The organism is Anabaena sp. WA102 (genome assembly GCF_001277295.1).
Taxonomy (GTDB): Bacteria; Cyanobacteriota; Cyanobacteriia; order Cyanobacteriales; family Nostocaceae; genus Dolichospermum; species Dolichospermum heterosporum.
Window position 1 is genome coordinate 4,827,728 of the sequence record NZ_CP011456.1, and the last position, 17,932, is coordinate 4,845,659.

Annotated in this window: 14 protein-coding genes and 1 tRNA gene; 7 read left to right on the forward strand and 8 right to left on the reverse strand. The window is 37.3% G+C overall.

Annotated features, from left to right (window positions below; genetic code table 11):
- Positions 1–689 precede the first annotated feature (689 nt).
- Complete coding sequence (locus AA650_RS21210; RefSeq protein WP_053540551.1) at positions 690–2,072, forward strand: PP2C family protein-serine/threonine phosphatase; 1,383 nt, start codon at positions 690–692, stop codon at positions 2,070–2,072.
- Positions 2,073–2,401: 329 nt separating this feature from the next.
- Entirely contained in the window at positions 2,402–2,644 is a 243-nt protein-coding gene (locus AA650_RS21215) for a YgiT-type zinc finger protein (RefSeq protein WP_039199279.1), read from the forward strand.
- A 94-nt stretch (positions 2,645–2,738) separates the two neighbouring features.
- Here AA650_RS21215 and AA650_RS21220 read toward each other — a convergent pair.
- The 5 genes from AA650_RS21220 to AA650_RS21240 all read right to left on the reverse strand — a co-directional run bounded on the left by AA650_RS21220 (position 2,739) and on the right by AA650_RS21240 (position 7,047).
- A tRNA-Lys gene (locus AA650_RS21220) sits at positions 2,739–2,810 on the reverse strand.
- A 62-nt stretch (positions 2,811–2,872) separates the two neighbouring features.
- On the reverse strand, positions 2,873–3,742 hold the full coding sequence (locus AA650_RS21225; RefSeq protein WP_053540552.1) for an aldose epimerase family protein: 870 nt from the start codon (positions 3,740–3,742) through the stop codon (positions 2,873–2,875).
- Positions 3,743–3,967: 225 nt separating this feature from the next.
- Positions 3,968–4,336, reverse strand: coding sequence for a hypothetical protein (locus tag AA650_RS28290; protein ID WP_053540553.1), 369 nt, complete (start codon positions 4,334–4,336; stop codon positions 3,968–3,970).
- A gap of 49 nt (positions 4,337–4,385) precedes the next feature.
- Positions 4,386–5,324 (reverse strand): ABC transporter substrate-binding protein, encoded by a 939-nt coding sequence (locus AA650_RS21235; protein WP_053540554.1) that lies wholly within the window; start codon positions 5,322–5,324, stop codon positions 4,386–4,388.
- 499 nt (positions 5,325–5,823) lie between these two features.
- Positions 5,824–7,047 (reverse strand): RNA-guided endonuclease InsQ/TnpB family protein, encoded by a 1,224-nt coding sequence (locus AA650_RS21240; protein ID WP_053540555.1) that lies wholly within the window; start codon positions 7,045–7,047, stop codon positions 5,824–5,826.
- Positions 7,048–7,110: 63 nt separating this feature from the next.
- Between AA650_RS21240 and AA650_RS28295 the strand changes: the two genes are divergently transcribed.
- On the forward strand, positions 7,111–7,275 hold the full coding sequence (locus AA650_RS28295) for a hypothetical protein (RefSeq protein WP_168631761.1): 165 nt from the start codon (positions 7,111–7,113) through the stop codon (positions 7,273–7,275).
- A gap of 75 nt (positions 7,276–7,350) precedes the next feature.
- Here AA650_RS28295 and pdhA read toward each other — a convergent pair whose 3' ends face one another.
- The 3 genes from pdhA to AA650_RS29175 all read right to left on the reverse strand — a co-directional run bounded on the left by pdhA (position 7,351) and on the right by AA650_RS29175 (position 9,942).
- Positions 7,351–8,388 (reverse strand): pyruvate dehydrogenase (acetyl-transferring) E1 component subunit alpha, encoded by a 1,038-nt coding sequence (gene pdhA, locus AA650_RS21245; RefSeq protein ID WP_053540556.1) that lies wholly within the window; start codon positions 8,386–8,388, stop codon positions 7,351–7,353.
- 430 nt (positions 8,389–8,818) lie between these two features.
- Complete coding sequence (gene tatC, locus AA650_RS21250; RefSeq protein ID WP_039199284.1) at positions 8,819–9,601, reverse strand: twin-arginine translocase subunit TatC; 783 nt, start codon at positions 9,599–9,601, stop codon at positions 8,819–8,821.
- Positions 9,602–9,810: 209 nt separating this feature from the next.
- Positions 9,811–9,942, reverse strand: a complete 132-nt coding sequence (locus AA650_RS29175) for a hypothetical protein (protein ID WP_257720882.1) — start codon at positions 9,940–9,942, stop codon at positions 9,811–9,813.
- 835 nt (positions 9,943–10,777) lie between these two features.
- Here AA650_RS29175 and AA650_RS21255 point away from each other — a divergent pair.
- The 4 genes from AA650_RS21255 (at position 10,778) to AA650_RS21265 (ending at position 17,894) form a co-directional block, all read left to right on the forward strand.
- On the forward strand, positions 10,778–10,981 hold the full coding sequence (locus AA650_RS21255; protein WP_053540557.1) for a hypothetical protein: 204 nt from the start codon (positions 10,778–10,780) through the stop codon (positions 10,979–10,981).
- Positions 10,982–11,498: 517 nt separating this feature from the next.
- Complete coding sequence (locus tag AA650_RS21260) at positions 11,499–12,836, forward strand: P-loop NTPase fold protein (protein WP_053540558.1); 1,338 nt, start codon at positions 11,499–11,501, stop codon at positions 12,834–12,836.
- Positions 12,806–13,258, forward strand: a complete 453-nt coding sequence (locus AA650_RS29370; protein WP_335337395.1) for a hypothetical protein — start codon at positions 12,806–12,808, stop codon at positions 13,256–13,258. The genes AA650_RS21260 and AA650_RS29370 overlap by 31 nt, the downstream gene beginning before the upstream one ends.
- Positions 13,259–13,265: 7 nt before the next feature.
- Entirely contained in the window at positions 13,266–17,894 is a 4,629-nt protein-coding gene (locus AA650_RS21265; RefSeq protein ID WP_335337396.1) for a WD40 repeat domain-containing protein, read from the forward strand.
- Positions 17,895–17,932: the final 38 nt, after the last annotated feature.

A 17,932-nucleotide genomic window follows, 5' to 3' on the forward strand; every position in this document is an offset into this window, starting at 1 on the left:
GATACAAACAATATAAGCTACTAACCAAGGCTTTATTAAGTTTAGCTGAAGCATGGAAAATAAGACTTAATTTCCTGCCACCTTCTCCGTCAAAACACTAATATAAAATTATACATTTTGAAATATTGACCAAAAATAGGCAAAATCTTTCCCGAAAAGAAATCTATCTAAGGAAACATTTCGATAATTTATGGTATATAGGTTAAATGTTTGTAGTCCATAGTCAAAGAAGTTTTCATTAAAAGCATGATTACTTCAACGTTTTGACTAAAATCCTCACAACGCAAAAGCCATGAATTAATGCACCAAAAATCCATCTGGTTATTGGTTGGATGATTCTTAATATCTACTCTCTCAGGAATAGAGATAATTTTGCTAGTGACAAATTTTTATTTCCCAAGATATATGAAGCACCGATTCAGTTATGAAAAAATTAGAGGCTGCTAATTAATCATAAAAATCACTGATTCTCCCAGACTCATTTTTGACAAATTAGAAAATTTATAATTATGGAAAATTAACCCTCAGCAATGTCCTCAGCATTAACCAAGACTTAAAAAATTACTTTCAACATTTCTTCTACTCTTGCTAAAATCACAAATCTCGTTCCATGATGATTTCACAATTTATCAAAAAAGAGTATTTATAAAGAATCACAAATTTGCTATTCTTAACTGCAATATTAACCTGTGTCACAATTCCCCCCCCATTCTACTGATAGCAATAGCAGCACCACCGATGTCACTCCTGTAGTGGCACTCAAGGAACTTGTGTCTAGGCTGCATCGAGAACAAAATAAAATTCAAGACTTACTGAGTTCTTTAGGATTTGCCCTCAGAAGCTTTAATAATTTAAATCAGTTTTTGGAACTGATTCCCCTCATGGCTACCAGAGTCACAGATGCAGAAGGTAGCGCACTTTTTCTTTATAAACCCAATGGACAAATTAGATTAGAACAACTACATTGGCAGGATACTCAGCAAAGAAAAATTATTAGAAAAGCCCTAGAAACTGCTAGTAGTCAAATTACTCTTTTATCTAACTCAGGTCCTGCTGCTATTTCCACAGGAATTCTAGATGACCAAATGCACGCTGTTTTAGGTCCAGATGTGCAAATCTTTGGCACAGCTATTTTAGTCAAGCATACAGAAAGAGGTTGGCTGTACGTTTTGAGTCGAGATCCTGAATATAGTTGGACAGAAACCAGACAAAAATTAGTGCGGTTAGTAGCAGACCAGACAGCAGTGGCAATTGACAATGATGAACTGTCTGTAGAATTAAGAAAAAAAGAACGTTTAGACCAAGAGTTAGAAATTGGTGCAGAAATTCAACGCCGACTTTTACCGCGTCAATGTCCCAATATTCCTGGGTTATCAATAGCCGCCCGTTGTAAACCGGCTAATCAAGTTGGTGGTGATTACTATGATTTTATTCCCACTAATCAAAACCAGTTAAAATCTAAACCACAAGCATCTCCAGAAAATGCTAGTTGGGGTTTGGTCATTGGGGATGTCATGGGTAAAGGTGTTCCCGCGGGTTTAATTATGACGATGTTGCGGGGAATGTTGCGGGGTGAAGTATTACATGGTAATTCCCCAGCCGGGATTTTACAAAATTTGAATCGGGTAATGTATGCGGATTTGGAAAATTCTCACCGCTTTGTCACCATGTTTTATTCCGAATATGACCCACAAACGCGGATTTTATCTTATAGTAATGCCGCCCATAATCCCCCCTTGTGGTGGCACGCAGCTACAAAAACTGTGAGTCAATTGGATACATTGGGGATGTTAATTGGTTTAGATGCCAATAGTGAATATGAAAATGCACAAGCACAGTTAGAAGTCGGGGATACAGTAATTTATTATACTGATGGTTTGACGGATGCAGCGGCGGCTGGAGGCGATCGCTTTGATGAAGATAATTTTGTTACATCCTTCAGAACAGCCTGTAAGTATTGCAACAGTCCCCAGGAAATTGTCGAATATCTCTTTGACCAAGTTGAACAATTCATTGGTTCTGATAAACGAAATACCGATGATATGACATTAGTTGTTATGCAAATTGTCTGATAGATTAGCGCCAAATTTTGAGAATATTAATGTATTTGTATAAAAATTATTCAATTTATTAATCTGCGCCAACTTTCATATAAACATAAAAAAGCAGAAATCAGAGAAATACATTTAATAAAATATTTCCTGCTGTCATATATAACAAAATTATCCAAAAATACCCAATAATACCCCCTGTATTCCCGATTTAATTAATCGAGAAAACATTAGCCATCAACCGATTCACAAAATTTGAGGCTATGATCAGAATAGAAGCATTAGAATTTTAGTCGCTGTTGATTATTCCCAGCCTCAACACTGGATTAATTGACACATCACGAGGTCTTATGAAAACTCAAAAATGTCCCACTTGTCAAGGTGAATTAGAAACTAAGCAAATTGAAAAAATGCTAAAAGGAGGCAATAACACCGCCGTTATCCATGTAGAAGCAGAAGTTTGTTCAAAATGTGGAGAAAAGCTCTATAAACCAGACGTTGTTAATCAATTTACTCAAATTCGTGCCAAACTCAGAAACCAAGAAACCGAAGATTTTCAAGTTATTGGTCAATCTTTCCGCGTTTCTGTTTAATTGATTAAGTAAAGAAAGCTGAAGAATTTTATTCTAAGTTGGATAATTTTACATCTTGTAACTGGCAGAGGCAATTATACTTAAGTCTTAAAAATGGGTGGCCCGGGATTCGAACCCGGAACAAATCGGTTAAAAGCCGAGTACTCTACCGTTGAGTTAGCCACCCTTTTGCTGTTTTTCCAACTTTATCAATATACCATCAACAGCTATGGTTTTGTCAAGGGGTTTCTAGAAAAAATTTGCCGTTAACCGAAAAGAAGCAGTACAACTAGCTCCAGGCGCTAACATAGTCAGGTTTTCACCAGTGTTGAAAGCATTGCGGGTGGCACTCCAAGGCTCTAGACAGTAGAAATCTTTGCCCTTGACAGTCCAAAACACTAGCCAGGTAGTGAAATCATCGTAATCTAGGGTTAGCTTCAACCTGCGGCTATTATCTGTGACTGTGGCTGATTTACTGGTGAGTCCCCCAAAAGCAAAATCAATTTCATCTTGGTTAAAGTCAAATTTGCCGTTAAAGGCGTGGAATTCCTTAGTTTTGTTATCTTGATATTCTCCAGAAGGAAGTTCCACTTCTAGCTGATTTTTATCCCCACAGAGAAAATAAGGGTGGAAACCAGCGGAAAATGGCATGGGTGTAGATGACAGATTTTTATATTCCTGACGCACTACTAGGGTATTACCTTGGAGTTCGTAGGTAAAAGCCAATTGAAAATCAAAAGGATAAACTGCCTTTGTTTCCTCGTTGCTGCTGAGAACTACAGTGAGACTAGCCTTACCTTCAGTATTTTGCGCTATTGCTGTCCAAGGCAATTCCCGCGCAAAGCCATGTTGTTTAATGGTATACTCTTTTCCATCAACGCTGTAAGTATTATCAGGTAAATTACCGCAAAGAGGAAACAAAATGGGATTACCACCTCTAACGCTCAAATCAGGATTGGTAAAGCGTTCAGCGTCTAGGTAAAATATTTCTTGACCTTGCACCAGCCAACGAGTGATGATACCGCCTCTTTCTGGGACAACTTCTATTTGTGTACCAGCGGTTTTATCAGACAGGATGTAGGTTTTGTATTGTTGTTCTTGAATGTCAATGGTAAACATAATAGCCAGTAGCTTGGTGTGGTAATTTGTGCTTATGTCCAGGCAAGAGGAAACAGGCAATACATATTGCGATTTTCCTACCTTTCTCCCCAATTGTAGGTTGTCGTGCCAACAAATTCCACCATGATCATTTGATCTCAAACCTTCAAAAAATTTCAACTCAAATCCTTACCATACCTAGTTTACAGTCTTTGACTGTTCATAGCAGCATTGTCACATTTCTACCTATTGTGGATTAATTGGTACAAAATCATACTTGGCTTTAGTGGATCTTACTTGCACCAATATGGGATGACTAGAGCGATCTCCAGTAGGTAAGAATTTCACCACCTCTCCTGCTCCCATTGTTGAAAAGTCGGGATTGCGGAGTGTTGCTTGTAGTTCGCTCCGTGTGCGGGCTTTTTCTAATCCCTGAATAATTGCCCGAGTCGCATCGTAAGCAGTCGCCGTCCGCCAGTTAACTTGACCACCCCAAAGCCTGGTTGCTTGTTGCGTAAAAACACTAGCCTTTTGCATTTGAGGATGCCAGACAACAGGCATTGTTAACCCATTAACATCACTTCTACCTGATTGCAATGTTTGTATCGTATACATACTAGGACTACTGAAAAGTGCTAGTCGGCTTTTATTACTGCGAGCAATGTCAATTGACTTTTGCAATTGTTTGCAATTGATCGATGTGAGGAGTAAGTAAAATAGCATCGGCTCCACTGCTAATAGCTTGAGAAATAGAAGTAGATGGATTGAAACTATCTGATGCCATATCGCAGTTAATGTTAATTAACTGACCACCATCTGCAATTAGGGATGCGGTGAATTCGTCTCTAAATGTAATATTATCAGGAGCTTGAGAATTATAGCAAGTCGCTACACTAGGTTTTTTTGCTACCTTGAGGACATATGTTGCTAATGGTTCCGCCAAGAACCGAGTGCTAGGAAGCGCACGAAAAATATAGCTGCCAAAACCTACTAGTTCTTTTGCAGAACTGGTTGGAGTAATCATCACTAGTTGTCCAGACTGATAGATGGGAGCGGCTGCCAGTGATGCTTCGCTGGCATTATGTCCCACAACTGCCAGCACTTGAGGATCTTGTACCAAAGCTGTCGCTACTTGTCTGGCAATGTCTGGATTGTTTTCGTCGTTGATAATTTCAACCTGTAACCTCTTACCTCCTGATCGATTAATTTCATGTTGTGCCTGAGCCACACCCCGGAGTAGTTCTCGAGCAACGTTGAGGTTACTCCCAATGGGGACACTGACAGCAATTTTGGGGGTATTAGTGCTGGCAGAACGAACAATAGCGTTATTTAGATAAATTAAGGTTTCTGGGTCATTCTGTTGCTGAATTAAGGCTGCTTGGAATTTAGCGATCGCCGTGCGGTAGTCCTGATTCGCAAACGCGCTAATACCTGCTTTTTTCTCAGGAGTGGCACCATCAAGAATTAGCAGCTTTTCACCCCAACTCATCCGTTCTTGGATCGAAAGATGATATGCAACTAATTTTGACATACCCAAAAGCAAAGCGATGCCTAGCACAATAAACACGATTGGTGGCAGACCCTGTTTAGTTTTTAATCTCATTTTTCCTCTACTGTCTAAGCGATTTAGTGGTTGGGTACTATGTTAATTCTGTGTATTTTGTAGGCAGGGATTGTCTAAAAAATTATTAGTTTTGTCCCATTTTACACCAAAAGCATCTGTTTTAGGCACTTTTTTATAAAAATATGCGACACATTTTGTATATTAAGTCTTATGGGATAAGGGATTCAGAATTAACACACTAGGCTCTGCCTGATATAATTGTATCCTATACAACTATAACCCTTAATAAATTTGATGAGTATAAGCTTTATTACATCTAACTTGCATATTTTTGAATTGGGAAAAAAGCATAGCGTTGGCGATCGCTATATTGAAGCATAAAAATCAAAAATTATATCGCTCAAGCTCCTTGTCTCTGCGCCTCTGCGCCTCTGCGTGAGCAAAAATCATCCCTTCAATCACCAACGCTATCTATTTTTGATATTCCCTGATTACCGCTCATAGAAATCTGGACAAAGCTACCTAAGGATAGACAATACTAGACAACTACGTTTGCAATCTTAGACCAAAGACCTAAGACTACAGGGATAAACGGCAATCCCTCTATCCCATTCATAAAGTTTGGGATTACTTTTCTAGCTATATTCATGCTTCCATTGGTATCAGCATTGATTATTTTACCACTGGAAGTTTTATATAAACCTCTTTTAATCCGTTTACCGCTAAAAGTAGGTTTACTATCTGATTTATCCTGGTAAACAGGCAGATTATCACCATCTAAAGCACTAGCAATGGATGTGTAACTTTCTTCAGTAATTACAACTTCGATACCTGCTAACTTAGCCTTGTAAGACAACAAACTGATTAATTTAGCATGAGGGATTTTGGTAAATTGCTGGTTGTTCTTTTTCCCAATATTAATGTCTTGCTTCCATCCTAAATTATTGCCAATGATTAATTGACTAATATCATTTAACTGACACCAATCAATTACTCTGCGGGAAACAGTATGGAGATAATTATCAACCCGTCTGTCACGCTTACTATTTAATTCTTTAACTTGTCTCCAGGCTTCTACTGATTGCGCTTTAGCTACTCTTTTATTGAAGAATTGGTTAATACTTTTCAATGGTCTACCATTAATCAATAACGGTTTAATACCGGAATGATTGGAAGTTATAGCCATCAAATTATTTAGACCAAGGTCTATACCAGCACTGTATTTACCCGTTGATTTAACAGGCTCATCTACTGTGTAAACTACTTCAATAACATAATAGTTTAGCTTAGGTACAATCCTTACTTGATCTACATTACCAGCAATAGTAGGTATTTGGATATTAGACTGAGATAGTCTCACAATACCTTTAGTTAACGCTGGTTTTGATATTGCATCTATTGGATAGATTACAATATTTCTACCACGCTCTTTATGCTTATACCTGGGCATTTTCGGTTGGCCAAGATATTTACCCTGATGTTTTGCCCAATCCTTTAATGCGGCTAACCAACCTTTCCAAGCTTCTGAAACTCTCCGGACTATTTGTTTACTAACCTTAGTTGGAAGATATCGGTAAGCTTCTATATTCTTGGTTTGATGGTAAATATCAATTGAGTTGTAATACGTATTAGTTTCAAAGAAGTATTGACGTTGAATATAAGTAGCAGCATTGTAAAGATGCTTAGATTGCAAAGCCAAATAATCACATTCTTTCCAAAATTTATGCTGTTTACTGATTACGTGTTTTTCTACTAATTGCATTTGACTCGACCTTTCAAATGTTGTTATACTCGTATTATATATGAGTTATTTAAAAATAACAACATGGCTAGAAAAAAAATTTACGCAGAAGAAAAAAGACGATTCACAATGACTTTGACTCAAACAGCTATTCAATGGCTTGAGCAAAAACAAATAGATATAAAAGCATCAAGCATCAGTGATGTCATAGAACGTATGGCAAGAGAAAACCTACCCAAAAAAGAGTAGGAAAGGGTAGGTTTGCCCAGAATTTAGCTGACAGTTTGACACCCATTACCTATCACCCATTACCCATGACCCAAATTAAACGTCTTCGGCAAAAATGAAGCGATATAACTCGCTAGGATCTGGTTCAGGGCTGCTTTGGGCAAATTTAACCGCGTCCTCAATTACAGCCTGAATTTTCTTTTCAATATCTTTGAGTTCTGCTTCTGTAGCTAGATTTTGTTCCACTAAATAACCCGCTAACTTTTTAATGGGGTCACGAGCAAACCAAAATTCTTTTTCTTCTTTGCTTCGCATTTCGTCTGGGTCAGCCAGGGAATGACCCCGGAAGCGATAGGTCAGAGCTTCAATTAAAGTTGGACCTTCTCCTGCACGGGCGCGGGCTACGGCTTCCTGAGCCACCTGACGCACTGCTAAAACATCCATACCGTCTACTTCCACACCCACCATGTTAAACACACTGGCTTTTTTGTATATCTCTGGTTGAGAAGTTGCCCGTTCGTGAGACATACCAATTGCCCACTTATTATTTTCGACCACAAAGAGAATTGGCAATTTCCATAAAGCTGCCATATTCAATGTTTCAAAAAATTGACCGTTGTTAGCAGCACCGTCACCAAAGAAGCAAGCGGTTACTTGGTCGGCGGTTTTGTCTCCCAGAACTTCCCGACGGTATTTAGATTGGAAAGCTGCACCAGCAGCCACAGGAATACCTTCGGCTACGAAAGCATAACCACCTAATAGGCGATGTTCAGCAGAAAACATATGCATTGAACCACCGCGCCCTTTACTGCAACCTGTGGCTTTACCAAATAATTCTGCCATGACTTCGCGGGCGGGGACTCCGGCGCTTAAAGCATGAACGTGGTCACGGTAGGTACTGGAAACGAAGTCTTCACCGGGACGCATTGCACCTTTAATAATGCCGCTACAAACTGCTTCTTGTCCGTTGTACAGGTGGACAAATCCAAACATTTTTCCTCTATAATACATTTCGGCGCATTTATCTTCAAATAAACGCCCTAATGTCATGTCTTCATATAAGCCTAGTCCTTCTTCTTTGGTGATTTGGACTGTGGCAGTATTAAATGTGGGTAATGTGCGCTCTTGAGCCATGCTGGTGAAGTATTCCTATTGTAAAAGTTAAAGTTAAGTTTGTCTTTGTTTACGTTAGCTATAAATTAGCCGGCGTTGACAAAATTAATTTATCAAAACCTATTTTATATGGTAACAATCAGGATAACTGGCTTTCTGCATAGCGATTAACAATTAGGTAGGTTGGCGTTGAAAATTGTCGTTATGGCAAGGCAAAAGGCAAGAGGCAAGAGGCAAGAGTGAAGAGGGTTTGGGCGATTTTACGTTTCTTTACACAGTTTGGTTTTATTGTGTTCACCTACTTAATGTAATTTCATCAAGTAAATGAAGCCGCATGAAATAAGATTTTAAGAATAATTAAACGCAGATAAACGCAGATAAACGCAGACATGATAATTCTGTGCAGTAACTGACCACTGACCACTAACCACTGACAACTGACAACTGACAACTACTTACCTGTGAGTTTCACTAGTCCAATCCCACCAAAGTATAGTCCTAAGACTGCTCCTGCTAAAAGACTTTGAGTGAGAGGGTCGGTGGAAGGTGTGAGTATTGCTCCTAAAACTACTGCTGCCATGATGACATAACGCCAGCCTTTTAACATAATTTTTGAGGAGACAATTCCCAAGGTAGCCAGCAAGATTTGAATGACGGGAACTTGAAATGCTAGTCCTGTGGTAAATAACAATAACAGCACAAAGTCAAAATATTTGTCAATTGACCACAGTTGCTCTACAACATCAGCACCATAGTTAATGAAGAATTGCAATGCGGCTGGGATGAGTGCAATGTAGGCGAAGATTAAGCCGCATACAAATAATATGCTTGAACCTAGCACTACGGGAATGACTAACCGCCGTTCGCGCACGGTGAGACCAGGAAGTACAAATTGAATGATTTGATAAAGAATGAAGGGTGTGGTCAGGATTAAACCACCATAGGCGGCAACTTTCATGGAGACAAAGAAAAATTCTCCGGGGGCTAATTGCAGAAATTTTACGCCGTGAGCGGGGATTTCTAGTAGCTGGACTAGGGGTTTAACTACGATAAAACAACCGATAATACCCACTGCCACTACTATGAGGGAATAGAAAATTCTTTGTCGCAACTCTTCCAGATGGTCGAAAATGGACATTTCCACTTCACCTGGTAATTCATCTAGGGGGCTGATAGATGGTTCTGGGTCTGAGTTAGGGGATTTGATTGTATCTACGTCTTGTGAAGAGGTCATGAGTAAGAGGAGTGGGAATCGGTTGTTAGGCAATCTTTGTTAACTATTCTATAAGGAATAGGTCTGAAAACTCTTGAAGTTGTCAATAGACATCTCCAAAAAAGATGGTAGAGACGTTACATGGAACGTCTCTACAAGGGTTTCAGGTCACGCATATTTAATTTCTGGAGATATCTAATGAGTCAGGAAAATTAACTTTAAGCAAAAGCTCAATTTATTCCCTTGCGGAGTATAACTTCTTCTAAATCCTCCTGATAGCGCAGCGTGGCGTTAGCCATACTCCTGAATGGGCGCAGTCCCTGCGCCCCTACCTCCTGATAGCGCAGCGTGGCGTTAGCCATACTCCTAGTAGTTCGTCAAATTTATTTTGACGGGTAATGATCGGAAAAAACTTCTGTTCTTCCCTCCTCTGCTCCTGCTGATTGCCTTCACCCGTCATTTTCGGGTTGACAGACAACTTATTCAGCAAACCTATTTATTTTTAGTAATATTTATATCTTTGATTTTATTTTTATATTTGTAATTATTTTTTGCTTAAAAGTATTAATTAGTACAATAATTTTTTCTGGCACTATTAATTCATTAATACTTATTTATTAAGTATTAATTTAGAACTCAGTATGAGTTGGTGAATATTAATTAGCTATATCCCCTGTGATGAGTCATTTTTTCATGATTACGAAAAAATAATCTCTGGTGGTGATTAGATATAACTGTGTTTTAGATTACGTCGTTTATTTAATGACGCATAATATCTATTTTTGTTTCTGGTCAAAAAAAGATTTTTTTCTCCGGGTTTTTCTCAGAGAATTTGTACAGATAGAAAGAACGTTATCTTGTGGTTAAATTAACTCTGCCAGGGGGGTAAGAGTTAATTTAGCAGTCATAAATCTAACTTTGGATTTATGAATCAATGAAAACAATAACTTGTTTGTTCATTCTGAGATAAATCAAGGATGTAGTTGGGTAATATCCAACACTAGTCTAGATTAGTCTTTGCAATGAATAGACAAGATAAACTAATGCGCTTTAAGTTTGCATTGTTTGTGGTGTCTTGTTTGATGCTATGGGCAGATTTTTTATGGCAATTTTGAGAACCATTAGCTGATTCACAAGTTTTCATTGACCAGGATGATGTTGTTGATTACGCAATAGCATTCTGAGTTGAGTTTTGATATGAAAAAAACAATTGGTTTAGGACTAATGGTGTTGTCTGTCTATCTGTACAATTCCAGTGCTTGTTTTGCAGGGAATAAGCTGTCCATTGACAATGCAGGGGTAAGAATCGGAAATTATTCTCAATCACAGTTAGTGGTGGGTATGTCTGCTAGAGATGAACAATCAGGTGACTGTATTCGTAAGGGTAAATGCAAGGATTAATATGCTTCGATGACAAAGTAATAATTGCAGTTGAGGCTACGTAATTAGTGTTTGACTAGATTTGTCAGAACATCAAGTTTTTTATCAACTTTCAATATTTTGCCTGTTTTGGGTTGCTTCTGTAGAGGGAGTGATTCAATTGTTGTGGCGGTTATCAGTTGGATGCAATACAATTTAGTCATTCAGGGCGGGGTTTCCCTACCCTACAGTTTTTTGCTTATGTCCTTTACAGCACTTTCTTCTCTTATGAGGTAGACATAGCGGGCATCTTGCCCGCACCAAAAGAGTTTCATCATTAATATCTGTACCTAATAACATCGGGAACTGCTGTATGTCATCAGTGTAAATTTTAATGTAAGTAAATTGCTTTGGTGACTGGGTGGGGTGAGGCTGTGAAGAAAAAGATAAAATTAGTTATATTTACATACCAAGTTGTTGCGGATATGTCTAGTTTTCCGTTGTAAAAAAGATTGTGACAGATGATGTTGTGACAATTACAGCGTGAATTGGATTTTTTATGCTTTTTAATGTAGAAAGATTTTATCAGGCTTGTAATCCTTCCCGTCCCTTGATGATTGAGAATGTAGACGACCGGATGTATTATATTGATTTTACTTCAGTCCGGGGTGGGAAGATCATTGAAGCTCTGCTGCGGACTATTACTAAGATATCTCCAAATACGCCAACCTGTCAGTTATTTACAGGACATTTGGGCTGTGGAAAATCTACGGAATTATTAAAACTCAAGGCTGAGTTGGAAGCGCAGGATTTTCATGTTGTCTATTTTGAGTCTACTCATGTTTTGGAAATGGTAGATATAGATATTACAGATATTCTGTTAGCGATCGCTGGTTTGGTGAGTAAAAACTTGGAAGCGATGAAACTGCGTGTCCAGCCTAGTTACTTTACTAAGTTGTTTGGGGAGTTGGTAGATTTTCTGCAAACTCCTTTAGACTTGGGAGTAGAAGCCGAGTTATCTGTGGGAATTGCTAAAATTACGGCAAAAACCAAAGAAAGCCCTCAGTTACGCAGACGGTTAAGAGACTATCTAGAACCACGCACAGAAAATATCTTACAATCAATTAATAAAGAACTGTTAGACCGGGCTAATTTGGAGCTAAAAGCCAGAGGGAAGAAGGGATTGGTGGTGATTGTGGATAACTTGGATAGGGTGGCGGTTCGTCCTTTACCTTCTGGGCGATCGCTTCCCGAATACTTATTCATTGATCGAGGAGAACAATTAAGAAAATTACATTGTCATGTGGTTTATACAATTCCCTTAGCCCTGACATTTTCCAATGAAAGCGCCCAATTACAACACCGTTTAGGAGGTGGAGTCGCACCGAAAGTATTACCGATGATTCCCGTGCGTCAACGTTGTGGAGAAATTCATACCGAAGGACTGGGATTGATGCGCCAAATGGTCTTAGCCAGAGCCTTTCCTGATATGTTACCAGGCGATCGCTTAAATTTAGTTACTCAATTATTTGATAACTTAGAAACTCTGGATCGTTTATGTCTGATTAGTGGTGGTCATGTCCGCGACTTATTAGGATTACTATTTGATTGTTTGCGAGAACAAGATCCACCTTTTGATCGCCAATGTGTAGAATTAGTAATTCAAAGACAACGAGATTACCGGGCTAATGCCATTGATATGGAAGAAAGTGAATTAATCTTGCAGGTACTTCAAGATCAACGAGTTAGAGGCAATGTAGAGTACGATATTTTATTACGCAGTTTATTCATATTTGAATATCGTGATCACCAAGGAGTGTGGTTTGCAGTTAACCCAGTTTTAGCAGAAATGGAAAAATTTAAATTATGCTTAAAAGACAGCAAGCAGAGAATATAATCGCTGCTAACCAACAGTCTTTACGTAGTTTAGAAAGAGCAATTACCTTTTCTAAAAATCAGTTTTCAGTTATTTTACTGTGCTGTAACTACGAATTCCTGCGAGATATTATCCAGCAGCAACTAGCAATTAATGGTTGGGGAAATGAGCGCATTCAAAGTATTACTTTAGATAAAAAAACTACAAGTTTATATACAACAATTCAATCACAACTTACCATTGATCAACCTGCTGGATTAATGATTATGGGGTTTGAATCAATCTATGAAATAGATGATCTCTTGCGTTCCATTAATCAAGTCCGAGACGAATTTCGTAAACGTTATCAAACCCCAATAATTTTTTGGGTAAATGATCAAGTTTTACAAAAAATCATGCGGTTAGCTCCCGATTTTGCGAGTTGGGGCAGCTACACCAATTAGATTTGAAATGACTTCTATTGGATTACTAGAATTTCTCCACCAAGAAACTGACGATTTATTTACAAGAGTCTTACAAAGTAATTATGCTCAAGTTCATACTGTCACCTTAGAACAAGTATGGATTAGTAGCGACCAACTCCATTATGCAATTAGAGAATTGTATGATAGGGGGATTGGAATCGAAGCAGAATTAAATGCTAAGTTAGAATTTATTTTTGGCATAGATGATTATGTCAATAATCGGATTGATTCTGCCTTAAATAACTTTCAGAAAAGTTTGCCTTTTTGGCATCATCAAGAAGATTTAGAACTGACAGAATATGCAACTGATATAACAGCAGGATTATCTAATTCATCTTGTGCTGATTTTTTAAAACAGTCAATTTTATTATTTTATATTGGATTATGTTACTGTCGTCTTGCCGAACAAAACCCCAAATCAAGAGAAACATATTGGCAATCAGCCAAAACATATTTTCAGCAATGTTTACAAACATTTGAAATTGCTGGACGGATAGATTTAGTTTCAGAATTTATTGACCAATTATTAGAAGTCTTATATAGCTTAAAATCATGGAAAGAATTACAAGTTGTCGCTAAAAAATCCCTAGAATTACATAAAATATATGGTAGAAGAATTCAATTAGCTTGTGATTATGGTTTTTTAGCACAGGTAGCCGTACATAATTCAAACTGGATACAAGCTAGTATTTTAGGGCATATATCACTACTACAATTAGAAACAGCAAAAAATCACCCAGAATCAAATAATTATTTATTTCCTCTGATATTAGAACAAATTTATTTATTAACTTTAGCCAAAGCCCTCAATCATCTAAAACAAATAACGGTAGCAGAAGAATATATAAATACAGCATCTCAACAACTATCATCAGCCTTAGAGAACAGTGAACATCAATATGATCCCCATCGTTACATTCGCTTATTACATAATTTAAGATTATTATACTTTCAAATAGGACACTATCTTCAAGCCTATATTATTAAACAAAAGCTCCATTCTGTAGAACAACAATATGGTTTTGTCTCCTTTATTGGGGCTGGGCGGTTACAACCTCAAAGACAAGTCACCAACCCCACTTTAATATCTACATTTGGTAGTAATAGTATAGCCTTAGAAATTGCCGCTTCTGGTAGAGAATCTGATGTTAATCGCTTAATTGGTAGAATTAGTCGTGCAGACCAAAAATTAATAGTTATTCATGGACAGTCAGGTGTTGGTAAAAGTTCTACTGTCACTGCTGGCTTAGTTCCCGCACTACAAAACCGCGCTATTGGTGATCAAATTGCTGTACCAGTTGTCCTCCAAGTTTATACAGATTGGTTAGGAGAATTAGGAAAATCTTTTACCAAAGCTATGTTAGAAATGGGGAAACTATCAGCCATTGAAACAGAATCTCGATCTAAGTTTTGTCCTCTGATAACTGCTAATGACATTTTACAACAATTACGAGAAAATGCAGATAATCATTTAATTACAGTTTTAATTTTTGACCAATTTGAAGAATTTTTCTTTGGTTATACAGATTTTCACGAAAAACAAGCATTTGATCAATTTATTAGTAATTGTTTAAGTATATCTTTTGTGAAAGTTATTTTAACTTTGCGCGAAGATTATTTACATCGCCTTCTAGATTTTAGATATCTCTCATCAATTGAGGCAATTAATAATAATATTCTTGATAAAAATATTCGTTATCAACTGAATAACTTTTCTCCTGAAAATGCCAGAAAAATCATTCAAAAATTAACTGAACGTTCACATTATTACTCCCAAGTCAAATTAGAACCAGATTTAATTGATGCTTTAGTTGCGGATTTGTCTTCAGAACTGGGTGAAGTTCGTCCGATAGAATTGCAATTGGTAGGCGCACAATTACAAGATAAATATATTACTACTCTTGCACAGTATGAACCCTATCGTCCCAATAAGTTAATTCAAACATATATTCAAGAATTAATTAAAGAATGTGGGAGAGAAAACGAACGGGCTGCTCTCTTAGTTTTATACTTATTAACAGACAATAATAACAAAAGACCTTTTAAAACCCGTGCAGAATTAACATTAGAACTCTCAGAGTTAGAAGATTCTAGTAAATTAGAGTTAATTTTAGATATTTTAATTCGCTCTGGGTTAGTTGTGATATTTCCCAATGTTCCTGAACGCTATCAATTAATTCATGATTATTTAGTCAGCTTAATTCGTCATTTACAACGACAAGAATCTGGATTACAGATACAAATTAATACATTACGGGATAAAGTTAGAAATAGTTATCAAGAAATTGAACGTCTTAAAAGTGAATTAAGAAAAAATCAAAACGGTTTTAATTTAGAACATATCCACAATCCCCAAGGAGATAATTTACTGTCAGAATTACGAGAATTACGCAAGCGAGAAGAAGAAAGTCAAGCAGAAATCCAACATTTGCGAACAGAATTAAAAGAAAAAGAGTTGATTGCAAAATTAGCCGATAGCCAGGAAAAACAACGTTTAACTGCAATTAGATTAAATATTGCTCTAAAAATAGCCTTAACAGCTTCTATTATTGCTATCTTTGGCTTAACTACTTCTGTGATTACGTCTACAGATAGTGAAATGAAAACTCTAAGTGCGTCCAGTGAGGCTTTATTTGCTTCTCAAAAAGGTATTGATGCCCTTAAAGAAAGTTTAAAAGCAGGGAGAAAATTAAAAAAAACTCTATGGAGAAATACTTTTACTCAAGAAAGGGTATTAACTGCACTATATCAAGCGGTTTACGGAGTCAAAGAACGTAACCGCCTAGAAGGTCATTTATCGGGGGTGAGAATGGTGACATTTAGTGCTGATAAATCTTTAATAGCTTCAGCTAGTGCAGATACAACAATTAATCTTTGGAGTCCTAATGGAATTTTAGTGAGGACTTTATCAGGACATGATGATGTGATAAATAGTCTATCTTGGTCCCCTGATAGTCAAATGTTAGCTTCTGCTAGTCAAGACAAAACAATTAAACTGTGGAATCGAAAAGGTAAACTCGTAAAAACCTTACTCGGTCATACATCTGTAGTAAATAGTGTGAGTTTTCATCCTCATGAAAAAATTATCGCATCTGCTAGTACAGATCAGACTATCAAACTTTGGAGTCAAGAAGGTAAGCTACTAAAAACTTTAGTAGGTCATAAAGATGCTGTTTTAGCTGTAGCTTGGTCACATGATGGTAAAATCCTTGCTTCTAGTAGTGCTGACAAAACAATAAAATTGTGGAGTCGAGAAGGTCAGTTACTCAAAACTTTGTCGGAGTATAAAGATGCTGTTGTCGCTATAGATTGGTCTCCTAATAGTGAAATTCTTGCTTCTGCTAGTATGGATAAAAAAATCAGATTATGGAGTCGAAAAGGTCAATTACTCAAAACTCTTTCTGGACACAGCAGCGGTGTTATTAGTGTTGATTTTAGTAATGATGGACATACTCTGGCATCTGCGAGTATGGATGAAACAATTAAAATTTGGAGTCTTGATGGTAATTTAGTAGAAACTCTGAGAGGACATAATAGTTGGGTGAATAGTGTCAGTTTTAGCCCTGATGGACTAACTCTAGCATCTGCTGGTAGGGATAAAAATATTATTTTATGGCGTTGGGATAGTCTGACTTTGCATCATCCCCAAACTAATGATGATTGGGTGACAAGTATTAGTTTTAGTCCTGATAGTAATGCTATTGTTGGTGGTTGTCTGGATAAAACAATAAAAATCTGGAATCGAGATGGTAAATTACTAAAAATATTCACGGGTCACAATGATCAAGTTTGGGGTGTAGCGTGGTCGCCTGATGGTAAAATTATCGCCTCTGCTAGTAAGGATAAAACAATTAAATTATGGAGTCGAGATGGGACTTTACTCAAAACTTTAAATGGTCATACTGATATAGTTTTAGCTGTGGCGTGGTCGCCTGATGGTAAAATTATCGCCTCTGCTAGTAAGGATAAAACAATTCAATTATGGAGGCGAGATGGGACTTTACTCAAAACTTTAAATGGCCATACTGATGCTGTTAATTGGGTGAGTTTTAGTCCTAATGGTAAATTTTTAGCCTCTGCTAGTGATGATAAATCAGTAAAAATATGGACAAGGAATGGGGAAGTTATCAAAAATTTAACTGGTCATACTCGCAGGGTAAATGGTGTAGCATGGTCGCCTGATGGTAAATTATTAGCTTCAGTTAGCCTTGATAGTACGGTGAAAATTTGGGGTGAGAACGGTATTTTACAAAAAACTCTGATGGGGTATGGTGATGCTTTTATTGGTGTTAAGTTTAGTCCAGATGGTCAAACTCTAGCAGTAAGCAGTGATAATAAACTCAGGTTGTGGAATCGAGAAGGTGTTTTATTGATAATGTTAAAAGGTGATTCTGAAGAGTTGAGTAGTGTTAGTTTTAGTCCAGATGGTCAAATATTGGCTGCTGGTAGTGATAAAGATAATGTAATTTTACGCAAGTTGTCAGATATTACATTAGAAAGTTTATTGAAAAGTAATTGCCATATTTTAAAAGATTATTTACTGTATAATCCAAATATGACTAGGAAAGATGGCGATAGAGAGCAAAGTTACCGCACTTTGTGTCAAGATGATTAGGGGCATAATTCGTAATTACTCTTTTTAACTATTTTTTA

Coding starts and splice junctions, on each gene's coding strand:
- AA650_RS21215 (WP_039199279.1), top strand. CDS start 2,402: ATGAAAACTCAAAAATGTCCCACTTGTCAAGGTGAATTAGAAACTAAG.
- AA650_RS21225 (WP_053540552.1), bottom strand. CDS start 3,742: ATGTTTACCATTGACATTCAAGAACAACAATACAAAACCTACATCCTG.
- AA650_RS28290 (WP_053540553.1), bottom strand. CDS start 4,336: ATGTATACGATACAAACATTGCAATCAGGTAGAAGTGATGTTAATGGG.
- AA650_RS21235 (WP_053540554.1), bottom strand. CDS start 5,324: ATGAGATTAAAAACTAAACAGGGTCTGCCACCAATCGTGTTTATTGTG.
- AA650_RS21240 (WP_053540555.1), bottom strand. CDS start 7,047: ATGCAATTAGTAGAAAAACACGTAATCAGTAAACAGCATAAATTTTGG.
- AA650_RS28295 (WP_168631761.1), top strand. CDS start 7,111: ATGGCTAGAAAAAAAATTTACGCAGAAGAAAAAAGACGATTCACAATG.
- pdhA (WP_053540556.1), bottom strand. CDS start 8,388: ATGGCTCAAGAGCGCACATTACCCACATTTAATACTGCCACAGTCCAA.
- tatC (WP_039199284.1), bottom strand. CDS start 9,601: ATGACCTCTTCACAAGACGTAGATACAATCAAATCCCCTAACTCAGAC.
- AA650_RS29175 (WP_257720882.1), bottom strand. CDS start 9,942: ATGGCTAACGCCACGCTGCGCTATCAGGAGGTAGGGGCGCAGGGACTG.
- AA650_RS21255 (WP_053540557.1), top strand. CDS start 10,778: ATGAAAAAAACAATTGGTTTAGGACTAATGGTGTTGTCTGTCTATCTG.
- AA650_RS21260 (WP_053540558.1), top strand. CDS start 11,499: ATGCTTTTTAATGTAGAAAGATTTTATCAGGCTTGTAATCCTTCCCGT.
- AA650_RS29370 (WP_335337395.1), top strand. CDS start 12,806: ATGCTTAAAAGACAGCAAGCAGAGAATATAATCGCTGCTAACCAACAG.
- AA650_RS21265 (WP_335337396.1), top strand. CDS start 13,266: ATGACTTCTATTGGATTACTAGAATTTCTCCACCAAGAAACTGACGAT.